At 64.0% G+C, this 24,267-nt stretch carries 16 protein-coding genes and 1 pseudogene; all 17 read left to right on the top strand.

Going from position 1 to position 24,267, the window contains the following annotated elements; translation table 11 throughout:
* The 17 genes and pseudogenes from tssF to tssM all read left to right on the top strand — a co-directional run bounded on the left by tssF (position 1) and on the right by tssM (position 24,238).
* Positions 1-1,881 carry a type VI secretion system baseplate subunit TssF gene (tssF, locus tag AB4120_RS15600; RefSeq protein ID WP_441642553.1) on the top strand — a complete coding sequence of 627 codons (1,881 nt, stop codon included), beginning with the start codon at positions 1-3 and terminating at the stop codon, positions 1,879-1,881.
* A gap of 4 nt (positions 1,882-1,885) precedes the next feature.
* On the top strand, positions 1,886-2,911 hold the full coding sequence (gene tssG, locus AB4120_RS15595) for a type VI secretion system baseplate subunit TssG (RefSeq protein WP_441642552.1): 1,026 nt from the start codon (positions 1,886-1,888) through the stop codon (positions 2,909-2,911).
* A 20-nt stretch (positions 2,912-2,931) separates the two neighbouring features.
* The gene (locus tag AB4120_RS15590) at positions 2,932-4,026 is read left to right on the top strand and encodes an ImpA family type VI secretion system protein (protein ID WP_392388559.1); all 1,095 of its coding nucleotides are present in this window, start codon (positions 2,932-2,934) and stop codon (positions 4,024-4,026) included.
* An 86-nt stretch (positions 4,027-4,112) separates the two neighbouring features.
* Positions 4,113-5,150 (top strand): fimbrial protein, encoded by a 1,038-nt coding sequence (locus tag AB4120_RS15585; RefSeq protein ID WP_149138434.1) that lies wholly within the window; start codon positions 4,113-4,115, stop codon positions 5,148-5,150.
* Positions 5,151-5,173: 23 nt separating this feature from the next.
* On the top strand, positions 5,174-6,550 hold the full coding sequence (locus AB4120_RS15580; protein ID WP_149138433.1) for a GlcNAc-transferase family protein: 1,377 nt from the start codon (positions 5,174-5,176) through the stop codon (positions 6,548-6,550).
* A gap of 49 nt (positions 6,551-6,599) precedes the next feature.
* Positions 6,600-9,292 (top strand): annotated as a pseudogene (gene tssH, locus AB4120_RS15575) (type VI secretion system ATPase TssH).
* 152 nt (positions 9,293-9,444) lie between these two features.
* Positions 9,445-9,996, top strand: coding sequence for a fimbrial protein (locus AB4120_RS15570; protein WP_149138432.1), 552 nt, complete (start codon positions 9,445-9,447; stop codon positions 9,994-9,996).
* A gap of 62 nt (positions 9,997-10,058) precedes the next feature.
* Positions 10,059-10,799, top strand: a complete 741-nt coding sequence (locus tag AB4120_RS15565; protein ID WP_149138431.1) for a fimbria/pilus periplasmic chaperone — start codon at positions 10,059-10,061, stop codon at positions 10,797-10,799.
* Between the two features lie 99 nt (positions 10,800-10,898).
* A complete protein-coding gene (locus tag AB4120_RS15560) occupies positions 10,899-13,577 on the top strand; it encodes a fimbria/pilus outer membrane usher protein (RefSeq protein ID WP_187645203.1) in 2,679 nt (892 codons plus the stop codon).
* 32 nt (positions 13,578-13,609) lie between these two features.
* Complete coding sequence (locus AB4120_RS15555) at positions 13,610-14,170, top strand: fimbrial protein (protein WP_187645202.1); 561 nt, start codon at positions 13,610-13,612, stop codon at positions 14,168-14,170.
* A 165-nt stretch (positions 14,171-14,335) separates the two neighbouring features.
* Complete coding sequence (gene tssB / locus AB4120_RS15550) at positions 14,336-14,872, top strand: type VI secretion system contractile sheath small subunit (RefSeq protein ID WP_149138428.1); 537 nt, start codon at positions 14,336-14,338, stop codon at positions 14,870-14,872.
* Positions 14,873-14,900: 28 nt separating this feature from the next.
* Entirely contained in the window at positions 14,901-16,403 is a 1,503-nt protein-coding gene (gene tssC, locus AB4120_RS15545; protein ID WP_149138427.1) for a type VI secretion system contractile sheath large subunit, read from the top strand.
* Between the two features lie 115 nt (positions 16,404-16,518).
* Positions 16,519-17,001, top strand: a complete 483-nt coding sequence (locus tag AB4120_RS15540; RefSeq protein WP_149138426.1) for an Hcp family type VI secretion system effector — start codon at positions 16,519-16,521, stop codon at positions 16,999-17,001.
* Positions 17,002-17,076: 75 nt separating this feature from the next.
* Positions 17,077-17,634: a type VI secretion system lipoprotein TssJ gene (gene tssJ / locus AB4120_RS15535; RefSeq protein ID WP_262389701.1), complete on the top strand. Its 558-nt coding sequence runs from the start codon at positions 17,077-17,079 to the stop codon at positions 17,632-17,634.
* A gap of 5 nt (positions 17,635-17,639) precedes the next feature.
* The gene (tssK, locus tag AB4120_RS15530) at positions 17,640-18,989 is read left to right on the top strand and encodes a type VI secretion system baseplate subunit TssK (protein WP_149138425.1); all 1,350 of its coding nucleotides are present in this window, start codon (positions 17,640-17,642) and stop codon (positions 18,987-18,989) included.
* A gap of 107 nt (positions 18,990-19,096) precedes the next feature.
* Positions 19,097-20,299: a type VI secretion system protein TssL, long form gene (gene tssL / locus AB4120_RS15525; RefSeq protein WP_149139336.1), complete on the top strand. Its 1,203-nt coding sequence runs from the start codon at positions 19,097-19,099 to the stop codon at positions 20,297-20,299.
* Positions 20,300-20,311: 12 nt separating this feature from the next.
* Complete coding sequence (tssM, locus tag AB4120_RS15520) at positions 20,312-24,238, top strand: type VI secretion system membrane subunit TssM (RefSeq protein WP_149138424.1); 3,927 nt, start codon at positions 20,312-20,314, stop codon at positions 24,236-24,238.
* The last annotated feature ends 29 nt before the right edge of the window (positions 24,239-24,267 follow it).

The raw sequence follows: 24,267 nt of genomic DNA, 5'->3' as shown, positions 1-24,267 counted from the left end.
ATGGATCCGAAGTTTCTCGAGTATTACAACCGCGAGCTGACCTACCTGCGCGAATCGGCAGGCGAGTTCGCCGCACAGCATCCGAAGATTGCGCGCCGGCTGGGCATGGAGGGCATCGAAGTTGCCGATCCTTATGTCGAGCGGATGATCGAGGCGTTCTGCTTCATGTCCGCACGCACGCACCTGAAGCTGGATGCGGAGTTCCCGCGCTTCACCCAGCGGCTGCTCGAAGTCGTCTATCCGAACTACGTGGCGCCCACGCCATCGATGGCGGTGGCGCGGCTCCATCCGAGCCTGCGCGAGGGAGAGTTCAGCCAGGGCTTCAAGGTGGCGCGCCATAGCGTCATGCGTTCCGCCGTGCCGCCCGGCGAACAGACCGCGTGCGAGTTCCGCACCGGGCAGGACGTTACGCTCTGGCCAATCGAGATCGCCGATGCGCGGCTGACCGCCGTGCCGCCGGACCTTCCGGAGACCGGCCATCTGCTCCGCCACCGCCAGTTGCGCGGCGCGCTGCGGCTGCGCTTGCGTACGGTCGGCGATATCCGCTTCAACGAGATCAAGGGGCTGGACCAGCTGCCACTTTATATCGACGGTGACGAGCGCATCGCCTCGCATCTGTTCGAGTTGATCCATGCGGGCGCCGTGGCGTCCGTGGTGCGGCCGGACGGGGTTACCGATCACCAGCGGTGCCACGTCGTGTCCAGGGCGCCGGTAGCGTTCGAAGGCTTCGAGCCGGACCAGAGCCTGCTGCCGCTGCGCTGGAACAAGTTCAGCGGGCACAACCTGCTCCAGGAGTATTTCTCGTGCCGGCAACGCTTCTACTTCTTCGTGCTGAAGGATCTGGCGAAGGGGCTGTCCCGCGTGGACGGCAAGGAGGCCGAGATCGTGCTGCTGCTGGACCGCATGCCGGACGAACTGGGCGTGCATGTCGATGGCAGCCGCTTCCTGCTGTTCTGTACACCGATCGTCAACCTGTTTCCCCGGCGTACGGACCGTGTGGAGGTGGACCGCAGCCTGACGGACTTCCACCTCGTGGTCGATCGCGCACGTCCGCGTGACTACGAGGTCTATTCGGTCTCGCGCGTCTTTGGACAGATGGCAGAGACCTCGACGGAGATCCAGTTCAATCCGTTGTACCAGACCCTCCATAGTGACCTTGGCAATTATGGCCGGTACTTCTCGGTGCGGCGGGAGCAGCGCATGCTGTCCGGCGATGCCCGCAAGTACGGCACGCGCACGGCCTACATCGGCACGGAGGTATTCCTGTCGCTGGTGGATCAGGCCGAGGCGCCTTACTCCGACGATATCCGCTACCTGTCCGTGGAGGCATGGGTCACCAACCGCGACCTGCCGCGCCTGATGCCACGCGGCGTGGGTGGCCATCTGACCATGCCTGATGCGGTACCGCTGGAGGCCGTCAGTCTGGTCCATGCGCCGAGCGCCCCGCGCGCGCCCTACGCGAGCGACGAAGCCGCGTGGCGGCTGATTCGCCAGCTGAGCTTCAACTACATGCCCTTGTCGGAGCTCGACCATGGCGAAGGCGCGCAGGCGCTGCGCAACATGCTGCGCCTGTTCGTGACCAGCAGCGAGCGCGAGCAGATCGCGCAAGTCGAGAGTCTGGTCGGCGCGAAGACGCAGCCCGTGGTGAGCCGCCTGCCGGGAAATGGCCTGCTGGTGTACGGGCGCGGCGTGCGCTGCGAACTGACGGTGGACGAGAACGGCTTCTCCGGTGCCAGCCCGTACCTGTTCGGCCTGATCCTGGAGCACTATCTCGCACGCCACGTGGCGATCAACGTCTTTTCCGAAACCGAACTGCATTCGATGCAGCGGGGCCTGATCACGCGCTGGGCGCCCCGGATGGGAGGGCGCGGTGCGGTATAAGGCCGTGGAAACGCCGCCGAATGCGGCATTGCAGCCGGATGCGCTGCGCGCATGGTTCGATCAGGGCCGCCCTTGGAAGTCAGGCTTCATGAGCCTGATGCGCGCGATTGCCGCGCGCGACCGCAGCCGCCCCGCGCCCGGGTCTGCCGACCTGCCGTCGCAGGAGACGTACCGCATCGGCCAGCGCCCGGTGCTTGCCTTTCCACCACGGGAAGTCGCGTCGCTCGACACGCGGCACGGACGGCTTGATATCCGGCTGTTCGGGCTGGGCATCTGGGGCCCGCAGGGGCCGCTGCCGCTGCATGCCACGGAGCTGGCCTATCACCGGTCCGTCGCGCTCCAGGACCGGACGCTCGAGCACTTCGCCGACCTGTTCCACCATCGCGCGCTGTCGCTGTTCTATCGCGCGTGGGCCGCTGGTCAGTCCACCGCCGCGCTCGATCGGCCCGACGAAGAGCGGTTCTCGTTCTACGTTGCCAGCCTGATGGGCACGGACCAGGCGGAGGCGCGCCAGAGTTGCCTGCCTACCCACGCGCGCTACGGCGCTTCGGCGCACCTTGTGCGCGAGGCCCGGAACCCGGAGGGCCTCGCGGCCACGCTCTCGCAGTACTTCGATGTACCGATTACCGTCGATGAGTACGTGCCGCACTGGATTCGCGTCGACGAGACCGGCCATTGCCGGCTGGGCCTGCCGGGTGCCTCGTCCTTCATGGGCGAGGCGGCGATGCTCGGCGAGCAGATTGCGGACCGACAGCACAAGTTTCGCCTTGTGATCGGCCCACTGGACTTCCCCCACTACCAGCGGCTGACGCCGCGTGGCGAGGATTTGCGCGCACTGGTCGAGTGGGTCCGCGCATTCATCGGTTACGAGTACGACTGGGAAATTCAGTTGCTGATCAAACCGGAGGAAGTGCCGGCACCGCGCGTGGACGGGTCTCAGCGGCTTGGACACTCGACCTGGCTGGGCGAGTGCGACCCGGCGCAACCCGTGTCCGGCATGGTCTTCGAGCCGGAGGTTTACGCGGCATGACCGAGAACTTCCACATGACAATGCAGACCTTGGCACCCGCCGCGACGTCGCGCTACGACGAATTGCTCGAACCGGTTTCGGATGCCTTCGCCTGTGGCGATGACCTGGAATACGATCCAGCCTTCATCATGCTCCAGGCCGCCGTGGCGCCGTCGGCGCCCGTGCAATACGGCGACTTCGTCGAGACGCCGGCGTCGGTCAACTGGGCCGAGGCCGAGCGCGAGTGCGAGGCGATGCTGGCGCGCACCAAGGACCTCCGGGTGGCGATCATCCTGTTGCGTGCCGCCGTGCGGCTGCGCGGCGCGGCGGGTCTGCGCGATGGGATGGTCTTTCTCCAGGCACTACTGGAACGATATGGCAACGGTCTGCATCCGTTACCGTACTTCGACGGACAATGGGACCCCATCACGTTTGCCAATGCGCTTGCCGCGCTGGCAGACGCGGAAGGCGCGCTGACGGATGTTCGCGAGATCCCGCTACCCAAGGCGGCCGGTGTGCAGTTGCAATTGCGCGACATCGAGAAAGCAATGGCGATGCCGCGCCAGAAGGATGCGCTGTCGCCCGAAAGCGTAACGCGCATGCTCAAGGAACTGGCCGCGCGTGGCGAAGCGGTCGTGCTCGCACTTGGTGACGCCCATGTCCGGTTGGCACAGATCGCCGCATGGGCAGCAAGCGGGCTCAAGGCCGACGCGCCCAACCTCGACCCGCTTTCGCGGCTGTTGCAACCATTCAGCGAGATGGATCGCCTGGTGGAGGCTGCGCCACCAGCACAGTCGACGGCCCCTGTCGCCGAGATGCGGGCAGTGGGATCCGGCACCATCGCGCCCTCAAGCGCACCCTCCACCGCGCCGGAAATTCCCAAGCCCATCGCGCATGCGACGACGATGGCTGCGTCACACACCGCCCCAGCCGCTCCCATCGCTCCGACGATGGACCGCTGGACCGCCCTTGCCACGATGCGGCAAGTGCGGGAGTGGTTTGAAGACAACGAGCCGAGCAGCCCGGTAACCGTGATGCTGCGCGAGGCAGAGCGCATGGTCGGCAAGCGGTTCTCGGAACTCGCACAAAGCATTCCTCTTGAACTGCTGTCGAAGTGGGATGCCGTGGACAACTGAATGGGCCCAACTGGCACTCCCATTAACGCATCGGACGACACGCCCGCGACCCGGCGGCGTCGCCCGCAATCTCGATAGGTACCGTGATGAAAGGCTATACCAAGGGCTTCGCCGTGCTGCTGGGGCTTGGACTCCTGCTACCGGCGGGCGGCGCGATGGCGGCATGCAGTCAGGTGACGCAGGCGGACATCGACGAATGGACCGCGAAGGGGCTCCCGAATCTCGACGTCATTCAGAAGGAAATCAGCTTCCATGTGACCTTCCCGTCGACGATTGATGTCCGGCCCGACCTTCCGGTTGGCGAGACGTTTGGCAGTGGGGCGTCTGCGAGCTTGGGAAGCAGCACGGCCCTATTGAACTGTGACTGGCGCACCGGCGGGCAGGTTCGCTACGCGTTCGTGAGTCCGAAGCAGGACACCGCCTTCCCGGGGGTGGTGGAATCCGGTCTCAAGGGTATCGGCATCCGCCTCAGCTATGTCCGGAGTTCCGGGACGGTCAGCACATTTCCCTTCATCGTAAACTTCGGGCCGGCGAAACCCAATCAACCGTACTTTCCCGGCTTCCGCTCAGGGCTGCGGATCGTGATCGATTTTGTGAAGACCGGAGAGATGGACGCCTCGACGACGTTCAGCGCCGCGAACATCGCCACAGTCATGGGCGATGGCTCGGGCGGACCGGTCATCCGGATCTCCAACGGCAGCACGCGGATCAACGTGCTGCCCAGTTGCAGCCCAAGCACGCCGACCCGGAACATCGACTTCGGTACATTTGGCGCCAACAGTGTCACACAGACCGCGGGGCCTACGCGCCCTATCAGCTTTGAAGTGACCTGCATCGGCCCTGCGTCGCCCAGATCGATCACGGCCAAGCTCACCGGCACGCCGGACACCGAAAATCACTCGCTGCTCCGGAATACTGGCGCGCAGCACCTTGGCATCAGGGTCAAGGATCGCGACAGCGATGCCGTGCTCAGGCCCAACGACAACGCCAGCGTTATTACCAAGCCCGGCAACACGAAGCTGTTCACGTACAACCTTGATGCCACCGTGCTGCGCACCGGGACGCAGACGCCGACCGCCGGTCTGATCCGTGCCACGGCCGTATTCACCATGGCGGTCAACTGAAGGCGACGGTAGGGGGCAAGGTGATGGCCGAGAGAATCTTCGTGCAGATGGCAAGCTATCGGGATCCCCAACTGATCCCGACCTTGCACAGCCTGGTCAGGCAGGCGTCCCGGCCGGATCGGCTACGCGTGGTGGTGTGCTGGCAGCACGGACTCGACGAGATGATCGGCACGTTCTTCGCACATGGTTTTTCGCATTGGCAAGTGGTGATGCGCGATGGGCACACCGTGCACCGGCTGGTGCTGGCGGAAGCGACGGTCGAACTGATCGATGTGGCCGCCATGGAAAGCCAGGGCGCCTGCTGGGCGCGGAACCTGATCCAGCAGCAGTACGCCGGCGAAGGCTATACCTTGCAGATCGACTCCCACCATCGCTTCGTCCAGGGATGGGACAGGACGGCCATCGAGATGCTCGAGTCGCTGCGCCACGAAAGCGAGAGGCCTGTGCTGACAGCCTACCTGCCGGCCTTCGAGCCAAAGGACGAAGACCCGTCGCGCCGAGGCGAGCATCCAACCTTCCTCATCTTCGACCGGTTCATTGCGGCCGGGGCCCTGCTTGTAGCGTCGCGCCGGATTCCGGGCTGGGAGGCGCTGGAAAGGCCGCTCAAGGCCCGCTTCTATAGCGGGCACTTTGCCTTCGCCGATGGGCATTTCTCGACAAACGTCCAGCACGATCCCGAGTACTTCTTCCACGGCGAGGAGATCTCGATTGCAGCGCGGGCCTTTACCCATGGATATGACCTGTACCACCCGCACCGTGTGCTGGCCTGGCATGAATACACGCGTGACTATCGTGCCAAGGTGTGGGATGACCACACCCCCGAGAATCAGGCCCGTGGCTTGATGAAGACGGTATGGTTCGAGCGCGACCGGCTCTCGCAGGAGCGTAATCGCGCCCTGCTTGGCGTGGATGGCATGAGGGCTGCCTGCATCGATTTTGGTCCGTATGGACTCGGTCAGGTACGCACGCTGGCCGAGTACGAAGCCTATGCGGGTGTCAGCTTCGCGCGGCGAGCTGCCACGCCGGAAGCGCTGCGCGGGGATCTCCCCACGGCCGGCACGTCCCATCCCGAGACCGCGCCCGCGCGCCTGCGGCGCTCGCATGACGTGGCAGTCGAGCTCCATCTCGGCGACCTCGATAGTTTGTCTGGCGTACAGCACATCGCGTTCACGGTCCTCGCGACGGATGGCGGCACGCTTCATGAAGAGCTTCAGCCGGCCAATGGACTAACGCGGATCCTCGCTGAGCACAACGGCTGGCTGTGCCGGCGACTCATCTTCCAGTCCCGCGAGGATGGCCTCCCGGTCCGCTACATCGCCAGATTCGTCAATGTGGACGACGTCACCGTACACGAGCTGGCGCACGACGTGCCGCCCTACGGCACCCCCACCTCGCCTTGAACTCTGCCCACCGGCGGACCCATTCCCCTCCCGGCATCTCTGTTACACCATGACCACATCCAGAAAGACCCTGTTCGGCAAACTCGGCGAAACGCTGTTTCGCAGCATCGAATCGGCCACGACGTTCTGCAAGCTGCGCGGCAACCCTTATGTCGAACTGGCGCACTGGCTGCACCAGATCCTGGCGCTGCCGGACAGCGATATGCACCGCATTTGCCGCCACGGCGGCGTGGATCGCGAGAAGCTCGATGCGGATCTCGTCCGGGCACTGGCCGCTTTGCCTGCCGGAGCCAGTTCGATCAGCGACTTCTCGAACCATATCGACATCGCCATCGAGCGCGCGTGGGTGGCTGCGACACTCGAGTTCCGCGACCCGCGCGTACGCGGCGCCTGGCTCATGGCGGCCTTGCTGAAGTCGCCCGAGTTGCGGCGCGTACTGCTGTCGATCTCCCCCGAGTTCGCGAAGATCGGCGTGACGGATCTGAATGCCATGCTGCCGGCCTGGATCATCGATTCGCCCGAGGAGGGGGATCAAGCCTACGAAAGCGCCGATTTCCCGGCCGTGATGCCCGGCGTGGCGTCCGGCGCCATGGGAGACGCCGCAGTGGCCGGTTCTGCGTGGACCTGACTGCCCGCGCGCGGGCCGGTGGTGTCGATCCTGTGATCGGTCGGGAACTGGAGATCCGCACGATGATCGACGTTCTGGTTCGCCGCCGGCAGAACAATCCTCTGCTGACGGGTGAGGCCGGCGTCGGCAAGACCGCTGTTGTGGAAGGGCTGGCGTTGGCCATCGCCCGGGGCGATGTGCCGTCGAAGCTGGCCGACGCAAAGCTCCTGAGCCTGGACGTTGGCGCGCTGCTGGCGGGCGCGAGCATGAAGGGCGAATTCGAGGCGCGCCTGAAAGGCGTGCTGGCCGCGGCGGAAGCGAGTGCGGGAATCGCAATCCTGTTTGTGGACGAGATCCACACGCTGATCGGCGCGGGCGGGCAGGCCGGCACCGGCGATGCCGCGAATCTGCTCAAGCCGGCACTCGCACGCGGAACAATCCGCACGATTGGCGCAACGACATGGGCCGAGTACAAGCGCCATATCGAAAAGGACCCGGCGCTGACGCGCCGCTTCCAGGTGCTGCAGGTCCATGAGCCGCAGGAGCCGGCGGCCATCGACATGGTGCGCGGGCTGGTGAAGACGTTCTCGCGTCACCACGGCGTGGTGGTCCTCGATGCGGCGATCCGCGCCGCGGTGGCGTTGTCACATCGCTACATTCCGTCCCGCCAACTGCCCGACAAGGCCATCAGCCTGCTCGACACGGCCTGCGCGCGGGTCGGTCTTTCCCAGCAAACGCGACCAAGGGAGTTGCAGGACGTGCAGCAGCAGTTGCTGGCGGCGCGCGCCGAGCTGGATCTGCTGGAAAGCGAAGCGCGCATCGGGCTCGAAGTGGACAGGAATCTGGAAGACGTGCGGCGCCGCATCGGCGGATTGGAGGGCGAGGAAGCGGCCATCACCGCAAGGTGGGAGGCCCAGCGCGAGGCGGCACAGGCATTGCTGTCCGCGCGCGAACGCATCGAACGCCGCGCTGGCGTGGACGGGGAGAGTGACGACGACCCGGAGCCGCCGCCCTCCATCGCGGCGCTCCGCGAACTCGAAGCGAGCATGGCGGCGCTCCAGGGTGAGGTGCCGCTTGTGTTTGCCGAGGTCAATGAGGCGATTGTGGCCCAGGTCGTCTCCGACTGGACGGGCATCCCCGCCGGTCGCATGCTGACAAACCAGGTCGCCGCCGTGCAGGCCCTTCCGTCTACGCTCGCCCATCGGGTAATGGGGCAGGAGAACGCCCTGCATCGAATCAGCGAGCGGGTGCAGACCGCGCGCGCCGGGCTGACAGACCCGGGGAAGCCGCTCGGCGTGTTCCTGCTGGTTGGCCCGTCCGGGGTGGGCAAGACCGAAACGGCACTGGCGCTGGCGGAGGCCCTCTATGGCGGCGAGCAAAACCTGATTACGATCAACATGAGCGAGTATCAGGAGGCGCACACCGTCTCCGGGCTCAAGGGCGCGCCGCCCGGCTATGTCGGGTATGGCGAAGGTGGCGTGCTCACCGAAGCGGTGCGGCGCCGCCCCTACTCGGTGGTTCTGCTCGATGAAGTGGAGAAAGCGCATCGCGACGTCCACGAGATGTTCTTCCAGGTATTCGACAAGGGATACATGGAGGATGGCGATGGCCGCTACATCGACTTCAAGAACACGGCGATCCTCCTGACCAGCAATGTCGGCGCCGAGCTGATCTCGCATCTTCATACCGATACCTCGGATGCACCGGAACCCGAAGCGCTGCGCGATGCATTGATGCCGGCGCTACTGAGTGCCTTTCCGGCGGCCTTCCTGGGCCGCGTGACCGTGGTGCCGTATCGCCCACTGGCGCATGCCTCGCTGTCGAACATCGTGCGCCTGCACCTCGACCGCGTTGTGCGGCGCATGCGGGACCATCACGACATCGCGGTGGGCTACAGCCACGCGGTGGTCGACTACGTGATCGCCCGGTGCCTTGTACAGGACACGGGCGCGCGCGCGCTGATCGGCTTTATCGACCAGCACATCCTGCCGAGGTTGTCCGCGCTCTGGCTGGAGTCCGTCGCCTCGCGGTCTGTCCTGACGCATATCGACATCGATGTCGACGACGCCGAGTTGGCTCCTACCGCGGCACTTTGCCTGCACGTGCGCCAGGCAGAAATTCTGTCGCAGAACTGACAGGAACTTTCGTACGCGTCATATATGCGTCGGGAAGGTCGGCTTGTACGATGCCTTCGTCGTGAAGTGAGGCGGGATCCGAGTTTGGTCAACGCCGTTTTGCAGCAACAGCGGAAGGACTGAATCCGCATTCTCAATTGGAAGGACGTTTCATGAATAAGCAAGTACTCCAGGGTGTCGTCGCCGCGTTGGTCGCGATGGGCGCCGCATCGACCGCCATGGCGCAGGCCGTCGTCACGCAGGGCCAGGTCAACTTCAATGGCCGGCTGACGGGGCAAACCTGCTCGATCACCGCCGGTGATCGCACCAAGACCGTGACGTTGCCGGCCATCTCGATTGCCAGCCTGGCGACGAAGGGCCTTACCGCCGGTTCGAGGCCGTTCAGCATCAGTGTCGAGAACTGCCCGGTCGGCGTCAACAGCGTGTCGGCGCACTGGGAAATCACGAACCTCAATCCAGAAACCGGGAACGCCCGCAACCTCGCAACAACGAACCCCGCAGGCAGCGTCGAAGTGCAATTGCTGGATCATGACGGCGCGGTGCTGCGTCTGGGCGACAGCGGCAAGCCTATTCAGGTGACGAGGACGGCCGCAGACGCCGTCGGTACCGCAACGCTGCACTACGGTGGCCGCTACTACGCGACCGGTGCAACGTCCGCTGGCGTGGTGTCGACCACGGCGAACTTTACCCTGGCTTACAACTAAGGCATGCGGAAGATTGGCTGGCCCGTTCGCGGGCTAGCCGTTCAAGCGCCTGGAGATCAACGATGTATGCCTGGAGATGGTTCCCTTTCCTGATCGCGGCGACAGTGGGGCTGGCATCAATGTCGGCCCAGGCCGCGATCGTCATTACCGGTACCCGGGTCATCTATCCCGAGAAGAGCCGGCAAGTTTCCGTGCGGCTCAACAATGTCGAAGACACGCCGGTCTTGGTGCAGGCATGGATTGACGATGGTGACACTTCGGTTCCGGTCGAGAAGATCAATGTGCCGTTCGTCATCACGCCGCCAGTATTCCGCGCAGAAGGTGGAAAGGGCCAGACGTTGCGGGTGAAGTTCACCGGCAAGACCATGCCTGCGGACCGCGAGTCGGTCTACTGGCTCAACATCCTCGAGATCCCGCCCAAGCCGGTGGATGCGGATAGCCGGAACATGCTCCAGCTGGCGTTTGGCACGCGTATCAAGCTCTTCTATCGCCCTGCCGCGTTGCGCGACGACCCGTCCGCCGGGCGTGCCGGGTTGACCTGGACGGCTGCGCGGAACGCCGAAGGCAAGCAGGTGCTGCGTGTTGGGAATCCAACTGGCTACTACGTGTCACTCGACAGCGTGTCAGTCAAAGCTGGTACCACCGACATCGGCTACCAGCCCAAGATGGTCCCTCCATTTGGCAGCGCGGAACTTCCGCAAGTCGGCGACCGCAATGTCTCCCCGCCTAGCGGTACGGCAATCGCCTACACCCTGATCAACGACTTCGGCGCGACCGTCGAAGACGTCGCCACAGTCCAGTAACGCCGGCAGACAACGCTGGATGCTCCCCGTAGTCGCCGTCAGCCGGTGATGCTGCCGCTGAGTAGGCGTGATCACATCAAAGCAAGGCGAAATGTTTCTATGAGTACCAGGCATCGTTTGGCTATGCGTCCGTTGGCACGGACGGTGATGGTCCTTGGCGCATTCGGGTGCTACGGACTGAATGCCGAAGCGGTCCAATCGAAGCCAGGTGACGTACCGATCGAGGAGATCGAAACGCTCATGACGGCACCGCGGGAGCGAAGCACGCGGCGTCACCGCCCGAAGCTTGCTGCGGTCCAATTCAATCCGGCGTTCTTGAACGGCCAGGTGGTCAGCATTTCGCGCTTCGCCAATGGCAACCCCGTGGCAGCGGGCGTTTACGACGTGGATCTGTCGCTCAACGGCAAAGCGCAGGGGCAGCGCGACGTCCAGTTTGTCGCCATGGCAGACAGCGATGTGGCGGAGCCATGCTTCACCCTCGCGGCGCTGCGTGGTCTGGGCGTCGATGTTGACAAGGCACTCCGGTCACGCGTGGAGGACGCCGGCGCCGCATCCGCTGACGCAACGGGAACCGCGGCCTTCAACGACGACGGCCAATGTGTCCGATTGGCGGACCTTGTTCCCGACGCACAGGCCGAATTCGACCTCGCGGAATTGCAACTCGACATCACCGTGCCCCAGGCAAGCATGGTGCGAACACCCTACGGCTATGTGAGCCCAGCGCTATGGGACGCCGGCATCAAGGCGGGACTACTCCAGTACAACTTCACGACATACAGCGCCAATCAATCTGGCACCGACGTGAGCAGTGCGTATCTCGGCCTGCAACTCGGCTTGAATCTGGGCCAATGGCGCTTTCGCCAGCGTTCCACGCTTGACTGGAACAGCAGCCAGGGCGGCATGCGTTGGAACAATCTGGCTACGTATGTCGAGCGAGACCTCACGTCCTGGCGCAGCCGCTTGACGCTTGGTGACAGCTTCACGACTGGTGAGGTCTTCGATTCGTTCAGCGTGAGAGGCGTTCAGATATCCAGTGAAGACCGGATGCTGCCCGACTCAATGCGCGCCTACGCACCTATCGTACGCGGTGTGGCGGAAAGCAACGCACGCGTAATCGTCCGCCAGAGCAACGACATCCTCTACGAGACCAGCGTCCCGCCGGGTCCGTTCGAGCTGGGCGATCTGCCGGCGATCGGCTACGGCGGCGATCTGCGCGTGACGGTGGAAGAGGCGGACGGACGCCGTCAGACCTTTCTGGTGCCGTTTGCCGCCGTGCCGAACCTGCTGCGCCCCGGCTTCACAAAGTTCAACGTGTCCGCAGGTCAGTACCGCGATCAACTCGTTCAGAATGAGCCGTGGGTGGTACAGGCAACTATCCAGCGTGGTCTGAGCAACATGTTGACCGGGTATTCGGGTGTCCTGACATCCGAGGGGTATAGCTCCGGCTTGCTCGGCCTTGCCGTCAATACGCCGGTCGGCGCAGTCTCCGCGGATGTGACGATAGCGCGCACGGACCTGCCGAGCAGTTCGCAGACCGGCAGCAGCTGGCGCGTGAGCTATAGCAAGCGCATTCCCGGAATCGATACGAATCTCCTGCTGGGTGCCTATCGATACTCGACAGATGGCTTCTACAGCCTGCGCGACGCGATCTATGCACGAAATGTGCGGAATCCGAGCGGCAACCTGATGAGCTACCGCACGCGCAATCGCTTGCAACTCAGCATCAACCAGCCACTCGGCGCAATGGGTTCCATGTATCTCTCCGGCAGCACGCAGGACTACTGGGATGGCCGTCGGGGACGAGATACCCAGTATCAGGCTGGCTTCACTGGCGGAGTCGGCAGGGTCGGATACACGATCTACGCCCAGCAGTCATTCGACCAGAATCGCTCCAGACATACTCAGTTCGGTGTGAATCTGACAATTTCCATCGACCGCAACTCCGCGGTGGAGCGCGGCCCGTTTGATTCTGTCTCGACGAACTTCACAGTGGGCACCAACGGCGACAGCGCGTTCCAGGCCAACCTCAATGGCGCCACGGCGGGCGAAGCACCCATCTCCTACGGCATAAACGCCCAACGTGCGTCGACTTCTGGCGACCAGACGAACCAGCTCGGCGGCAACGCCACCTATCGTTCGCGTTATGGCACGTACGCCGCGAATGCCTCCCTCGGGAACCGGGGCCGCCAAGTTGGCTTGAATGCGGACGGCAGCATGGTCGCCCACTCAGGCGGCATCACATTGGGACCTCCGCTTGGCCAGGCCGCCGCCCTTGTCGAAGCCAAGGGCGCGGAAGGCGGCCGCCTCGTCAACGGTCAAGGCGCACGCATCGACGGCAATGGCTATGCGTTGCTGCCGTCGTTGACGCCTTACCGTGTGAACCGGGTGGCGATTGATCCGACCGACTTGCCGGACGACGTCGAACTGGAGATTTCCAGTGACGAAGTCGTGCCGCGCCTCAACGCCCTTGTGCTCGTGAAGATGCCAACTCTCACCGGAAAAGCCGCACTGGTGGCCATGCATGACCAGGCAGGCGAACCCCTGCCGCTAGGTACTGCCTTGTTCACCGCCGACGGGAAGTCGATGGGTATCGTGGGCCAGGGCGGCCTGGCGTTCCTGCGCGGGCTGGAGGGCAGGGGCGCACTACGAGCGCAGTGGGGCGAGTCGATGGCTGAGTCATGCGAACTGCCGTACGCAATGCCCACTGGAGCGAGCGTGGATGGCGGAAAAGAATCGGGAGCGCGCCTGACACTACGCTGCGAAGCGGCGGCCAGTTGAAGTGGAAGCGATGTGAGCGGAGACCCCAGGAAATGAAGATGCACGCTAAGTTGCCCGTCATACAGCAAGCGAGGCCATTGCCACGGAAGCTGCGGGCGTTCATGGCCACCGGACTGACCATGCTGTGTGCCTCGGCGTTTGCAGATGGCACCAGACCATCGGTCGCGTTGAACTTCACGGGAAAGTACGTCGCGCAGACTTGCCGGCATGCAGGGGCGACGCGGCAGGGGGTAAAGCTGCCAACCATCCCCACCGCCGCCTTGGGAAAGGCCGGCGACACGGCGGGCGCCACCGTGTTCACGATCGACTTGGTATGCGAGGGAGGCCAAGAGCCCCTGGCAGTCTCATTCGCCAGCTATAGCCAGATTGACGGGCGACTGAAATCCTCGGGCACCGCGCAGAACGTCCAGGTGCAGCTGCTCAAAGCGGACGGAACGCCGATCGTAGTGGGCAATGAATCCACGCTTCCGATTTTTCCGATGTCGTCGACAGGGTTGATGTCGCTCCCACTCGTTGCGCGGTACTACGCGACGGGTGCCACTACCGCGGGAACGGTAGTGGCTGGCACTTGGTACTTCATTGAGGTGCGCTGAGGCCAGCTCAGAAACTTCCGATAAGACTCGGAACTTTCGAACGTTTCCTATATCGCGGTCCCTGCCCCGAGACCTACCATGCTTCTCGCAGGCCCATGCGGCCGGGTTGGGGTCCGCGGATCTCACGGCAAGTCCCACATCATCACGCATTCGACGGAGTATTCCATGTCAGCATCCAACAGTTCACAGAAGTTCATTGCGAGGAACCGCGCGCCGCGCGTGCAGATCGAGTACGACGTCGAGATCTACGGCTCGGAAAAGAAGATCGAGCTGCCCTTCGTGATGGGCGTACTCGCCGACCTCTCCGGCACGCAGGTGGATCCCCTGCCGCCGGTGGCGGATCGCAAGTTCTTCAACATTGATGTCGACAACTTCGACGAGCGCATGAAGGCCATGAAGCCGCGTGTGGCGTTCCCGGTGGCAAATACGCTGTCGGACCAGGGTCAGCTGATGGTGGACATGACCTTCGAGAGCATCGACGACTTCTCGCCTGCCGCCATCGCCCGCAAGGTCGATGTCCTGGCCAAGCTGCTCGAGGCGCGTACGCAGCTCGCCAACCTCCAGACTTACATGGACGGGAAGTCCGGCGCCGAGAGCCTGGTTGCACAGGTGCTCAAGGATCCTGCGCTGCTGAACGCACTGGCCAAGGCGCCTCGCCCCGAAGGGGCGAAGGAAGCCGACGACAAAGCCCAGGCGCAGTAACGACAGCAACCGAAACCGAGTACAAGACATGGCAACACGTGACACGCAATACAAGGCCGCGACGGCGCAGACGCTCGACCGGCAATCTGACTTCAATGCGCTGCTGACCAAGGAATTCAAGCCGAAGACCGAGCAGGCGCGCGAGGCCGTGGAGAACGCGGTCAAGACACTCGCGGAGCAGGCGCTGGCCAATGCCGTGACGATGTCCGACGACGCTTACAAGAGCATTGAGGCCATCATCGGCGAGATCGACCGCAAGCTGTCGGAACAGATCAACCTGATCCTGCATCACGAGGACTTCCAGAAGCTGGAAAGCGCATGGCGCGGGCTGCACCACCTGGTCACCAACACAGAGACCGACGAGAAGCTCCGTATTCGCTTCATGGATATCTCGAAGGAGGAACTGCGCCGCACATTGAAGCGCTTCAAGGGCGTGGCGTGGGATCAGAGTTCCCTGTTCAAGCAGATCTACGAGGAGGAGTACGGCCAACTGGGCGGCGAGCCGTACGGTTGCCTGGTGGCTGACTATTACTTTGATCACACGCCGGCGGACGTGGACCTGCTCGGCTCGATGGCCAAGGTGGCCGCCGCCGCGCACGCACCGTTCATCAGCGGCGCCTCGCCGTCCGTGCTGCAAATGGACTCATGGCAGGAGCTTGCCAATCCGCGTGACCTGACCAAGATCTTCACGCAAAACCTCGAGTATGCGCCGTGGAACTCACTGCGCGCCTCGGAGGATTCGCGCTATATCGGCCTGGCCATGCCGCGCTTCCTGTCCCGGCTGCCGTATGGCGTGCGCACCAATCCCGTGGATGAGTTCAATTTCGAGGAAGAGACCGACGGTTCTGATCATCAGAAGTACGCATGGTCGAACGCCGCCTACGCGATGGCCGTGAATATCAACCGCTCGTTCAAGCGCTACGGTTGGTGCACGCTGATTCGCGGCGTGGAGAGCGGTGGCGTGGTCGAAAACCTGCCCTGCCATACCTTCCCGACCGACGATGGTGGTGTGGACATGAAGTGCCCGACCGAGATCGCCATTTCGGACCGCCGTGAGGCCGAGTTGTCGAAGAACGGCTTCATGCCACTTATCCACCGCAAGAACACCGACTACGCGGCGTTCATCGGTGCACAGTCGCTGCAGAAGCCCGCCGAATACTACGACCCGGACGCCACGGCCAACGCGAACTTGTCGGCACGCCTGCCCTATCTGTTCGCTTGCTCGCGCTTTGCCCATTACCTCAAGTGCATCGTGCGCGACAAGATCGGCTCCTTCAAGGAGCGCGAAGAAATGGAGCAATGGCTCAACGAGTGGATCATGAACTACGTTGATGCCGACCCGACGAACTCGAGCCAGGAAACCAAGGCACGCCGCCCGCTGGCCGCCGCGGAGGTGGTGGTCGAGGATGTCGAGGGCAACCCCGGCTACTACCAGGCCAAGTTCTTCCTGCGTCCGCATTTCCAGCTCGAAGGCCTGACGGTATCGCTGCGACTGGTAGCCAAATTGCCGTTGGTAAAGGCAGCCGCCTGAGCATCGTGGCGCGGCGTACGTCGCGCCTGCGATCTCGATTCCGAGTCACGGCGGGGGCTCGTCAAACAAGCCCGCCATTGGCAAGTCATATCTATTGAACAAGGAAATTCTCACTATGGCACAAGACATCTTCCTGAAGATCAACGGCATCGATGGCGAGTCGGAGGATAGCGTTCACAAGAGCGAGATCGAGGTGTTGAGCTGGTCGTGGAACGTCAGCCAGCAATCGAACATGCACGCCGGATCTGGCGGTGGCGCTGGCAAGGCCACTGTCGATGATCTGCAGTTCGAACACTATATCGACCGTGCTAGCCCGAATCTCGTGCAGTACTGCCTGCTGGGCAAGCATATCGACGAGGCTCGCCTGGTGGTCCGCAAGGCCGGCGGCAGCCCGCTGGAGTACATCAAGTTCACGATGCATGACCTGCTGGTCACGCAGGTGAGCCCCTCTGGCATCAGCTCGGACGAAGCGCGTCCGCGTGAAATCGTGCGTCTGTCGTTCTCGCGCCTGAAGCAGGAATATGTGGTGCAGAACGCGCAAGGCGGTAGCGGTGGTGTGATTACCGCAACGTTCGACGTCAAGAAGAACACCGCCTGAGTCTCCTGGTTGTCGTGCAATCCGGCTGCGATTCGGCGGCCGGGTTGTCCTGCGAGCAGCCAAACCGAATCGAACATGTTCATGCGCTTTGATCTGACTCCCACCGGAATGGCCGGCACCCGCGCCACTCGGTGGATGGCGATCCGGTGGTTGCTGCTGATGGCATGCCTGGTCTTGCAAGGATGCAGCACTGCACCGACGCGGAAAGAGGCGTTGCAGTTGAAGCTCCAGATCGAGACGAGCGGGCGCCTGAATAGCGATGAACAAGGCCGCGCTGCGCCGGTCGTGGTGCGCGTCTACGAGCTCAAGTCCGCTGCGGCGTTTGATAACGCCGACTTCTTCACGCTTCAGAACGAGGACAGGAAGGTGCTAGCTGCTGACCTGCTTGCCGTCGACGAGTTCATCATGCGGCCCGGCACTGACGAGCGTATCGAGCGCAAGTCCAACCCGGCCACGACCGCGATCGGCGTGCTGGTTGGTTATCGCGAACTCGGCAAATCCGTGTGGCGCGCGACGTGGCGACTGCCCGAAGCGCCGGACGCGGCCTGGTACCGCGCAGTGGTGCCCGACAGGACTGTCGCCCTGAAGATCGAGGCACGCGATCAAGCTGTTTCGATTACTGAGGTCAACTGATTGCCATGAGCTACCACAACAAGATTGTCTGGAGTGAAGGACTATTTCTGCGCCCTCAGCTGTTTCAGCAACAAGAGCGCTATCTCGAATATGTTGCGCAGCGATGTGTGACAACGCTTAGTCCGTTCTCGTGGGGGTTCAGCCAGTACGAGATCGATCGGAGCGCATTGTCCTTCGGGAAGGTGGCGATCAAACGTGGATCGGGCATCTTTCCAGACGGCACGCCGTTCGACACGCCCACCGAGGCGCCGCCGCCGCCGCCGTTGACGATTACGCCTGAGCATCTCGGCCAGTTGATCTATCTCGCGGTGCCGTTACGGTTCGCCAACACCGAGGAGACGATCTTCGAGGAGCAGGCAGGATCGCTGGCGCGGTATCTCGCATTCGACGAGGCACTGCGCGATGCGAATGCGATCGGACAAGGTCCAAAGCCGGTCCAGATGGCTAACCTGCGACTGCGGCTGTTGCCTGAGAAGGAGCTGAGCCAGTCCTGGATCGGCATCGCCGTGGCGCGCATCCAGAGCTTGCAGGCCGACGGTTCGGTCATCCTTCACGAGCGTGATCATATTCCCCCGGTGGTGCACTTTGGCGCCAATGCCTTGCTGCGCGAATGGGTGACACAGTTGCACGGACTGGCGAAGCTGCGTGCCGACGCGCTGGCGAATCGCCTTTCGGGCAGCCATGGGCGCAGCGGAGCCGTTGCCGAAGTCGCCGACTATCTGCTGCTCCAGGTTCTCAACCGGCATGAGCCATTGCTCGAGCACATCGGGCAGATCGGCGAGACCTCGCCCGTCGAGCTCTACCGCGCGCTGCTCTTGCTGTCTGGCGACCTGGCGACTTTTGTCCGCCCGCAGACACGGCGGCCCGAGCTTGCGCCGGGTTACGACCATGCACGTCTGTTTGAGAGCCTTTATCCGCTCGTTACCGAGGTCCATCACCTGCTGAACCAGGTGCTGATCCGTGGCGCGCAGCCGATTCCGCTCGTGGAACAGCCGCACGGCATTCGCCTCGCGACGATGCTGCCGGCCGAGTTGGCCAGCTTCGAGAGCCTTGTGCTGGCAGTGGGCGCGCAAATGCCGCCCGACCTTCTGCAACAACAGTTCGCCGCACAGGCAAAGATCAGCCAGCCACAGCGTCTGCCGGAGTTGATCCGCTCGCACTTGCCGGGGCTTCAGATGCTGGCGCTTCCGGTGCCGCCGCGGCAGATTCCGTTCAATGCGAACTATGTCTATTTCGAGCTGTCCCGGACCGGCGTGTTCTGGGACCAGATCGCTCAGCAGGGCGCGTTGGCGATGCATATCGCCGGCAGTTTCCCTGAGCTGAAGCTGGAGCTGTGGGGAGTGCGTCACAAGTGAGCGCCGGAAATCTTGAATCGTCGGATGATTTCGCATTTCTCACGGAGGCCGGCGTGACGGACGTGCAGAAGGCGTCGGGGGCGAAAGTGGCGGTGTCACGTGAAGCTATGTCACCCGCAGAAGCCGGAGTGCTGTTCGCGTTCGATCCGCCAGTGGACATCGAACGACGGCTCGAGACCGTGCGGATCGCCAGGAATCCGCTCATGGAAGCGGCCGGCCCGCTGCTGCGGATGCTGGCCGACATGCCGGCGACGATGGCATCGCAGGAGGAGATCCGGGCGCTGCGCCTGCTGCTGGCGCGCGAAGTCGATCATTTCCAGACGCTTTGCGAGCGTGCCAATCTCCACTGGACGCACATGGCGGCGGTGCGCTACTGCCTGTGCACGGCCCTCGACGAAGCCGCCAACCGTACGCGTTGGGGCGGCGGCGGTGCCTGGGCCCGAAACAGCCTGCTGATCGCGTTCGAAGGCGAGAACGACGGTGGCGAGAAGGTCTTCCTGTTGATCGGCCGGATGGCGGCGGATCCGCAGACCTACATCGATGTGCTCGAGATCCTCTACCGCATTCTCGGACTGGGCTTCGAGGGGCGCTACAGCGTGATCGAGGACGGCCGGCGTCATCTGGAGCAGGTGCGGCATCGTCTTGCTGCGCTGGTCGCGGGGGCACGTGACGCGGTGCCGGTCGAATTGTCCCCGCGCTGGAAGCCCGCCGAGCCGGGCCGCCTGCGTGCGTTGCGCGGCGTGCCGCCGTGGAGCCTGGCCGCCGTGGCGGCGGTCATCGTGTTCGGCCTGTTCGCCTGGTACAAGTATCAATTGCTCACCGCTGGCGGTGCGTTGGATGCGCGCATCCACGGCATTCCGCGCGGATCGGTGCAGACGCCGGCGCGGCTGCGCCTGTCGATCCTGCTCAAGGACGAGGTGGCGCGCGGCCTTGTGAGCGTGGAGGAGGACGACCGGCGCAGCCTGGTCATCTTCAAGGGCGATTCCATGTTTCCGTCCGGCAAGAGCGAAGTTCGTGCGGACATGTATCCGACCCTCGAAAAGGTGGCGAAGGAGGTGGCCCGGGTGGGCGGCCAGGTCGTCGTCACGGGCCATACCGACAGCCTGCGGATCCGTTCGCAGGCGTTTGCGAGCAACGAGAAGTTGTCCGAGAAGCGCGCGGCATTCGTCGCGAAGATCCTGGAGTCGGGCGGCACGCCTGCGAATCGCATCGCGGTACACGGCCGTGGCGATGCGCAACCCGTGGCCAGCAATGGCACGGCGGAAGGACGTTCCCGCAACCGGCGCGTGGAAGTCATGGTGACGCAGTAGCGCGGACGCAGCATGCACAACTTGAAGACCTTCTTCTCCCCCCTGTTCTCGAAAGCGATGCTGGCGTTCCTCGCCATCGTGGCGCTGGCGCTGGCCGTCTGGTTCCTCGGCCCCTGGCTCGCTTTCGGCGCTCATCATCCGCTTGGTGATCTGTCGCTGCGCGTGACGGCCATCGTACTGCTGGTCGTGCTGTACGTATGCTGGCTGCGTAGCTGGCCCTATAGCCCGCTCGCCGTGGCTGCCGTGTGCGTGCTGCTGTGGCACCTTGGGCCGCTCCTTGCATTTGGTGACGTTCGCCCACTGGCCTCGTACGGCGCGCGCACGATCTGTATCGTCTTGATCGTGATTGCCTATGGCGTCTACGGTGCCTGGCGCTTCTGGCGCGCGATGCGCGGCAACGAGGCCCTCGTCAAGAGAATCTTTGGTAGTCCCGATGACGGCGCTGCCCGGCCGCGCGAGGAATTGCACGTGCTTGGTGCCATCGTCGGCAAGGCTGTCCAGCATATCCGGCGTATTCATGGGCGTGGGCTTGGCCTGAAGCGGTTCTTCGAGAGTGACCGCCAGCTTTACGACCTGCCGTGGTTCATGATGCTGGGCACGCCGGAGGCAGGCAAGACCATTGCCGCCCTGAATTCCGGACTCGAGTTCCCGGAAGCCAATCAGATGAATGCGGTCTCGCTGAAGGCGCCGGAGGGCACGACCTATTGCGACTGGTGGTTCACCAATGAGGCGGTTTTGATCGATGCGGCCGGGCGGTATGCCGATCATCGCGCCGGTGAGGCGGATGACGTCGAGCGCAACAGGACGGAGTGGATGAGCTTCCTGGGTCTGTTGCGCAAGCACCGGCCACGCGCGCCCGTTAATGGAGTGGTGCTCGCCCTCAGCGCCTCGGAGCTGCTGGGCAAGTCAGCCGACGAGCGGATCGCCCTCGCCGCGACAATGCGCACGCGGCTGACGGAACTGCGCCAGGAGCTTGGCATCCGCTTCCCCGTGTATGTGCTCGTGACGAAGGTCGACGTGCTACCGGGCTTTGCCGAGTACTTCCAGTCGCTGACAGCAGAAGGCCGCGCGCAGGTCTGTGGGATCGCCGTCTCCACCCCGGAAGAGGGTCCAGCACGCCGCACCAACGATCTGCGCGAACGTTGCGTCGAGGAGATCGGGGTGCTTGTGGATCGCCTGGAGGCGGGCGTCAACAACCGCCTGATCGAGGAGTACGAGACCGAACGCCGCAAGCGTCTCTACGCACTGCCGGCGGAATTCGGATGTCTGGCCGGCGTGGTGCTTGACGTGGTGTCGCTCGTGTTCATGGACTCGCGCTATGACAGCACGCAGATCGACAGCGCCTTGCGCGGCGTGTATTTCTCGAGCGCGATGCAGTCGGACGTAACGATTGGCGCCGACAAGACCACGCTGCTCCAGCGACTGCGTGGCGGTGCGGTCCGGTCGGTACCCAACGATACCGGAGCGGAGGCGGAGACATCCCGCGCGGCGGGCGCCGAGACGTCCGGCTATCGCAGCTATTTTCTGCACAACCTGTTCCAGCAGGTGATCGTGCCGGAGGCGCATCTGGTGCGGCCGAACCTGCGCTGGGAACTCCGCTTTCGGGCACTGCGTGCGGCGAGCTACCTGGCGTCGATCGTGGTGTGTGGCTGGCTCATCTATGCGCTCACCACGAGTTTTGAGAACAACCGCGACTACCTCGCGGCCATCGAGACCAAGGTGACTGCGCTTGACGAGCGGGTCAAGGCCTATCGCAAACGGCGCGAGCCGACGGCCTTGCCCGGCATGCTGAATGCGTCGGCCGAGTTGCCACACCTCGGGCAGCTCGATCTTGCCAATCCGGGGTTCGACCACCGATATGGGCTCTATGCCGCGCCCCCGGTCATCGATGCCTCGGGACGCACCTATGCCGTCCTGTTGCGCCAGACCCTGCTGCCGCATGTCGTGCGGCGGCTTGAGGATTCGCTCGATGCGCGAATGGAGGCCGGCGACCCCGATGGTGTCTATAGCGCCCTGACTGCCTACCTGATGCTGTACGACAGGAACCATTTCGACGCTGCGGTGTTCAAGGCGTGGGTGCTCAAGGACTGGGAGCAGTCCGACAGCAGCGCGGCGTTTGGTGAGCCCCACCGGATGCGCCAGCACCTCCAGGCACTGGTTGATGGCGACGAACTGTCGCCCACCACACCGCAGAACGCGTTGCTTGTGGACCGCGCGCGTCGTTACCTGAGCAGCAATCCGGCACCGCGCCGGCTCTATGAACGGGCCATGGCGGAAATGGCCAGGGAGGCGCCCGAGCCGGTCACCCTGGCGCGCGCGGCGGGGTTGCAGGCCGGCTCCGTGCTGACGCTCGCGGATAGCGCGCTGCTCGACCAGGGTGTGCCGGGCCTCTATACGTACGATGGATACCACAAGGTGTTCGCGCGGCGGCTGGCGCACTTCCTGGTCAAAGCGCAGCCCGCGGATGCCTGGATCATGGGGCGTACGGAGTTGCAGGCAAAGGCTGGCTACGGCCAGGACGTCGCCGCGCTGATGGCTAGTTCTCCGTTGGCCGAAGACATTCGCCGTCAGTACCTGATCGACTATGCCAACTACTGGCAGCGTTTCCTGGAAAGCGTGCGGCCCGCGATGCCGGACGCGGCGGAGCAGGGTGGGTCGACGGTGCTCGATCTCCAGATTCTGCGCATTCTGTCTTCGGCCGACTCTCCGCTGGCACGGCTGGCCCGCACGGCCATACGCGAGACGTCGCTGTCGGTGTCCGATGACGAGGAGGACGGCGTCGATGCGGCGCAGAAGGCTGTCACGGCGTCGGGGATGTCTGCGCGGCTCCATACCGTGAGCCGGGCCGCCAGTGCCGCATCTGCGCTCGGCGGCACGAACCGGCTGCGCCGGGTGGAGCGCGATCTGGTCGACAACCGCTTTGCCGCGCTGCGCGAAGTGGTGACCGGTCACGCCGACGCCGGCACCGCCACGGGCCCCGCCAGCGCGCCGGTAGCGGTGGCGGGCTCGGGGGGCAATGCCCTCCAGCTGGGCGGCATCATGGCCCTGCTGGGCGAGCAGTACACGCGGCTCTCCGTGGCGGGCGCTGCGCTCGCGGCGAACAGCATGCCGCCGGCGGTGGATATTGGCACGATGTTGCAACTGGAAGCGGAGAAGCTCCCCGCGCCGTTCCGCGCCGTGCTGGCCGGCATATCGGTGCAGGTGACGCAGAAGGTCAACGCGGGGGTCGGCACGCTGCTGGCGTCCCAACTCGAATCATCGGTCGGTGCGGCGTGCCGCCGGGCTATCGCGGGAAAGTATCCGTTCGTGGCAGATGCGAGCCAGGAGGTGGATATCGAAGACTTCCACCACATTTTTGCGGCCGACGGCCTGCTGGATGCCTTCTTCGCCCGAACGCTGGCGCCGAACGTGGACACCAGTTCCCGGCCATGGCGCTACAAGGCGCTCAGTCCTGGCATGCCGCCCATTCACGGGCCGAGCCTGGAGCCGTTCGAACGGGCCGCAGCCATCCGCGAGACGTTCTTCCGCGAATCGGGCGGGAAGCGGATGGCGTGGAAGGTGGATGCCCGGGTGGCCAATCTTGATCCCGAGATCCTGGAACTCTCGCTCGACATCGACGGCCAGCAGATCCGCTATGCGCACGGACCGGTCGTCACATTCCAGCTCGGATGGCCGGGGCCACGTGGCGGGGCGGTGGCCGGCATGTCGGCCAGCCCGAAGATCCGGCCCGACACGTCGACGATCGTGACGTCCGGACCGTGGGCCCTGTTCCGGCTGATCGACCGAGGCCGTCCAGTTGGCACGGCGTCGGCCAGCCGCATGGTGGTGGATTTCACGTTCGATGACCGCCATGCCGCATTGGAACTCGTGACGGGCGGTCACGCGAATGCATTGTCCGGCCAGCTTCTCAGGGGTTTTATCTGCCCGAAGGGCGTGTAGCGCTGGCCGTGCCGACGACGATGGAGACA

Source organism: Cupriavidus sp. 2KB_3 (assembly GCF_052115685.1).
Lineage (GTDB): Bacteria > Pseudomonadota > Gammaproteobacteria > Burkholderiales > Burkholderiaceae > Cupriavidus > Cupriavidus campinensis.
The sequence above is the reverse complement of the archived record's forward strand: the minus strand, read 5'-3'. Positions and strand labels throughout refer to the sequence as shown.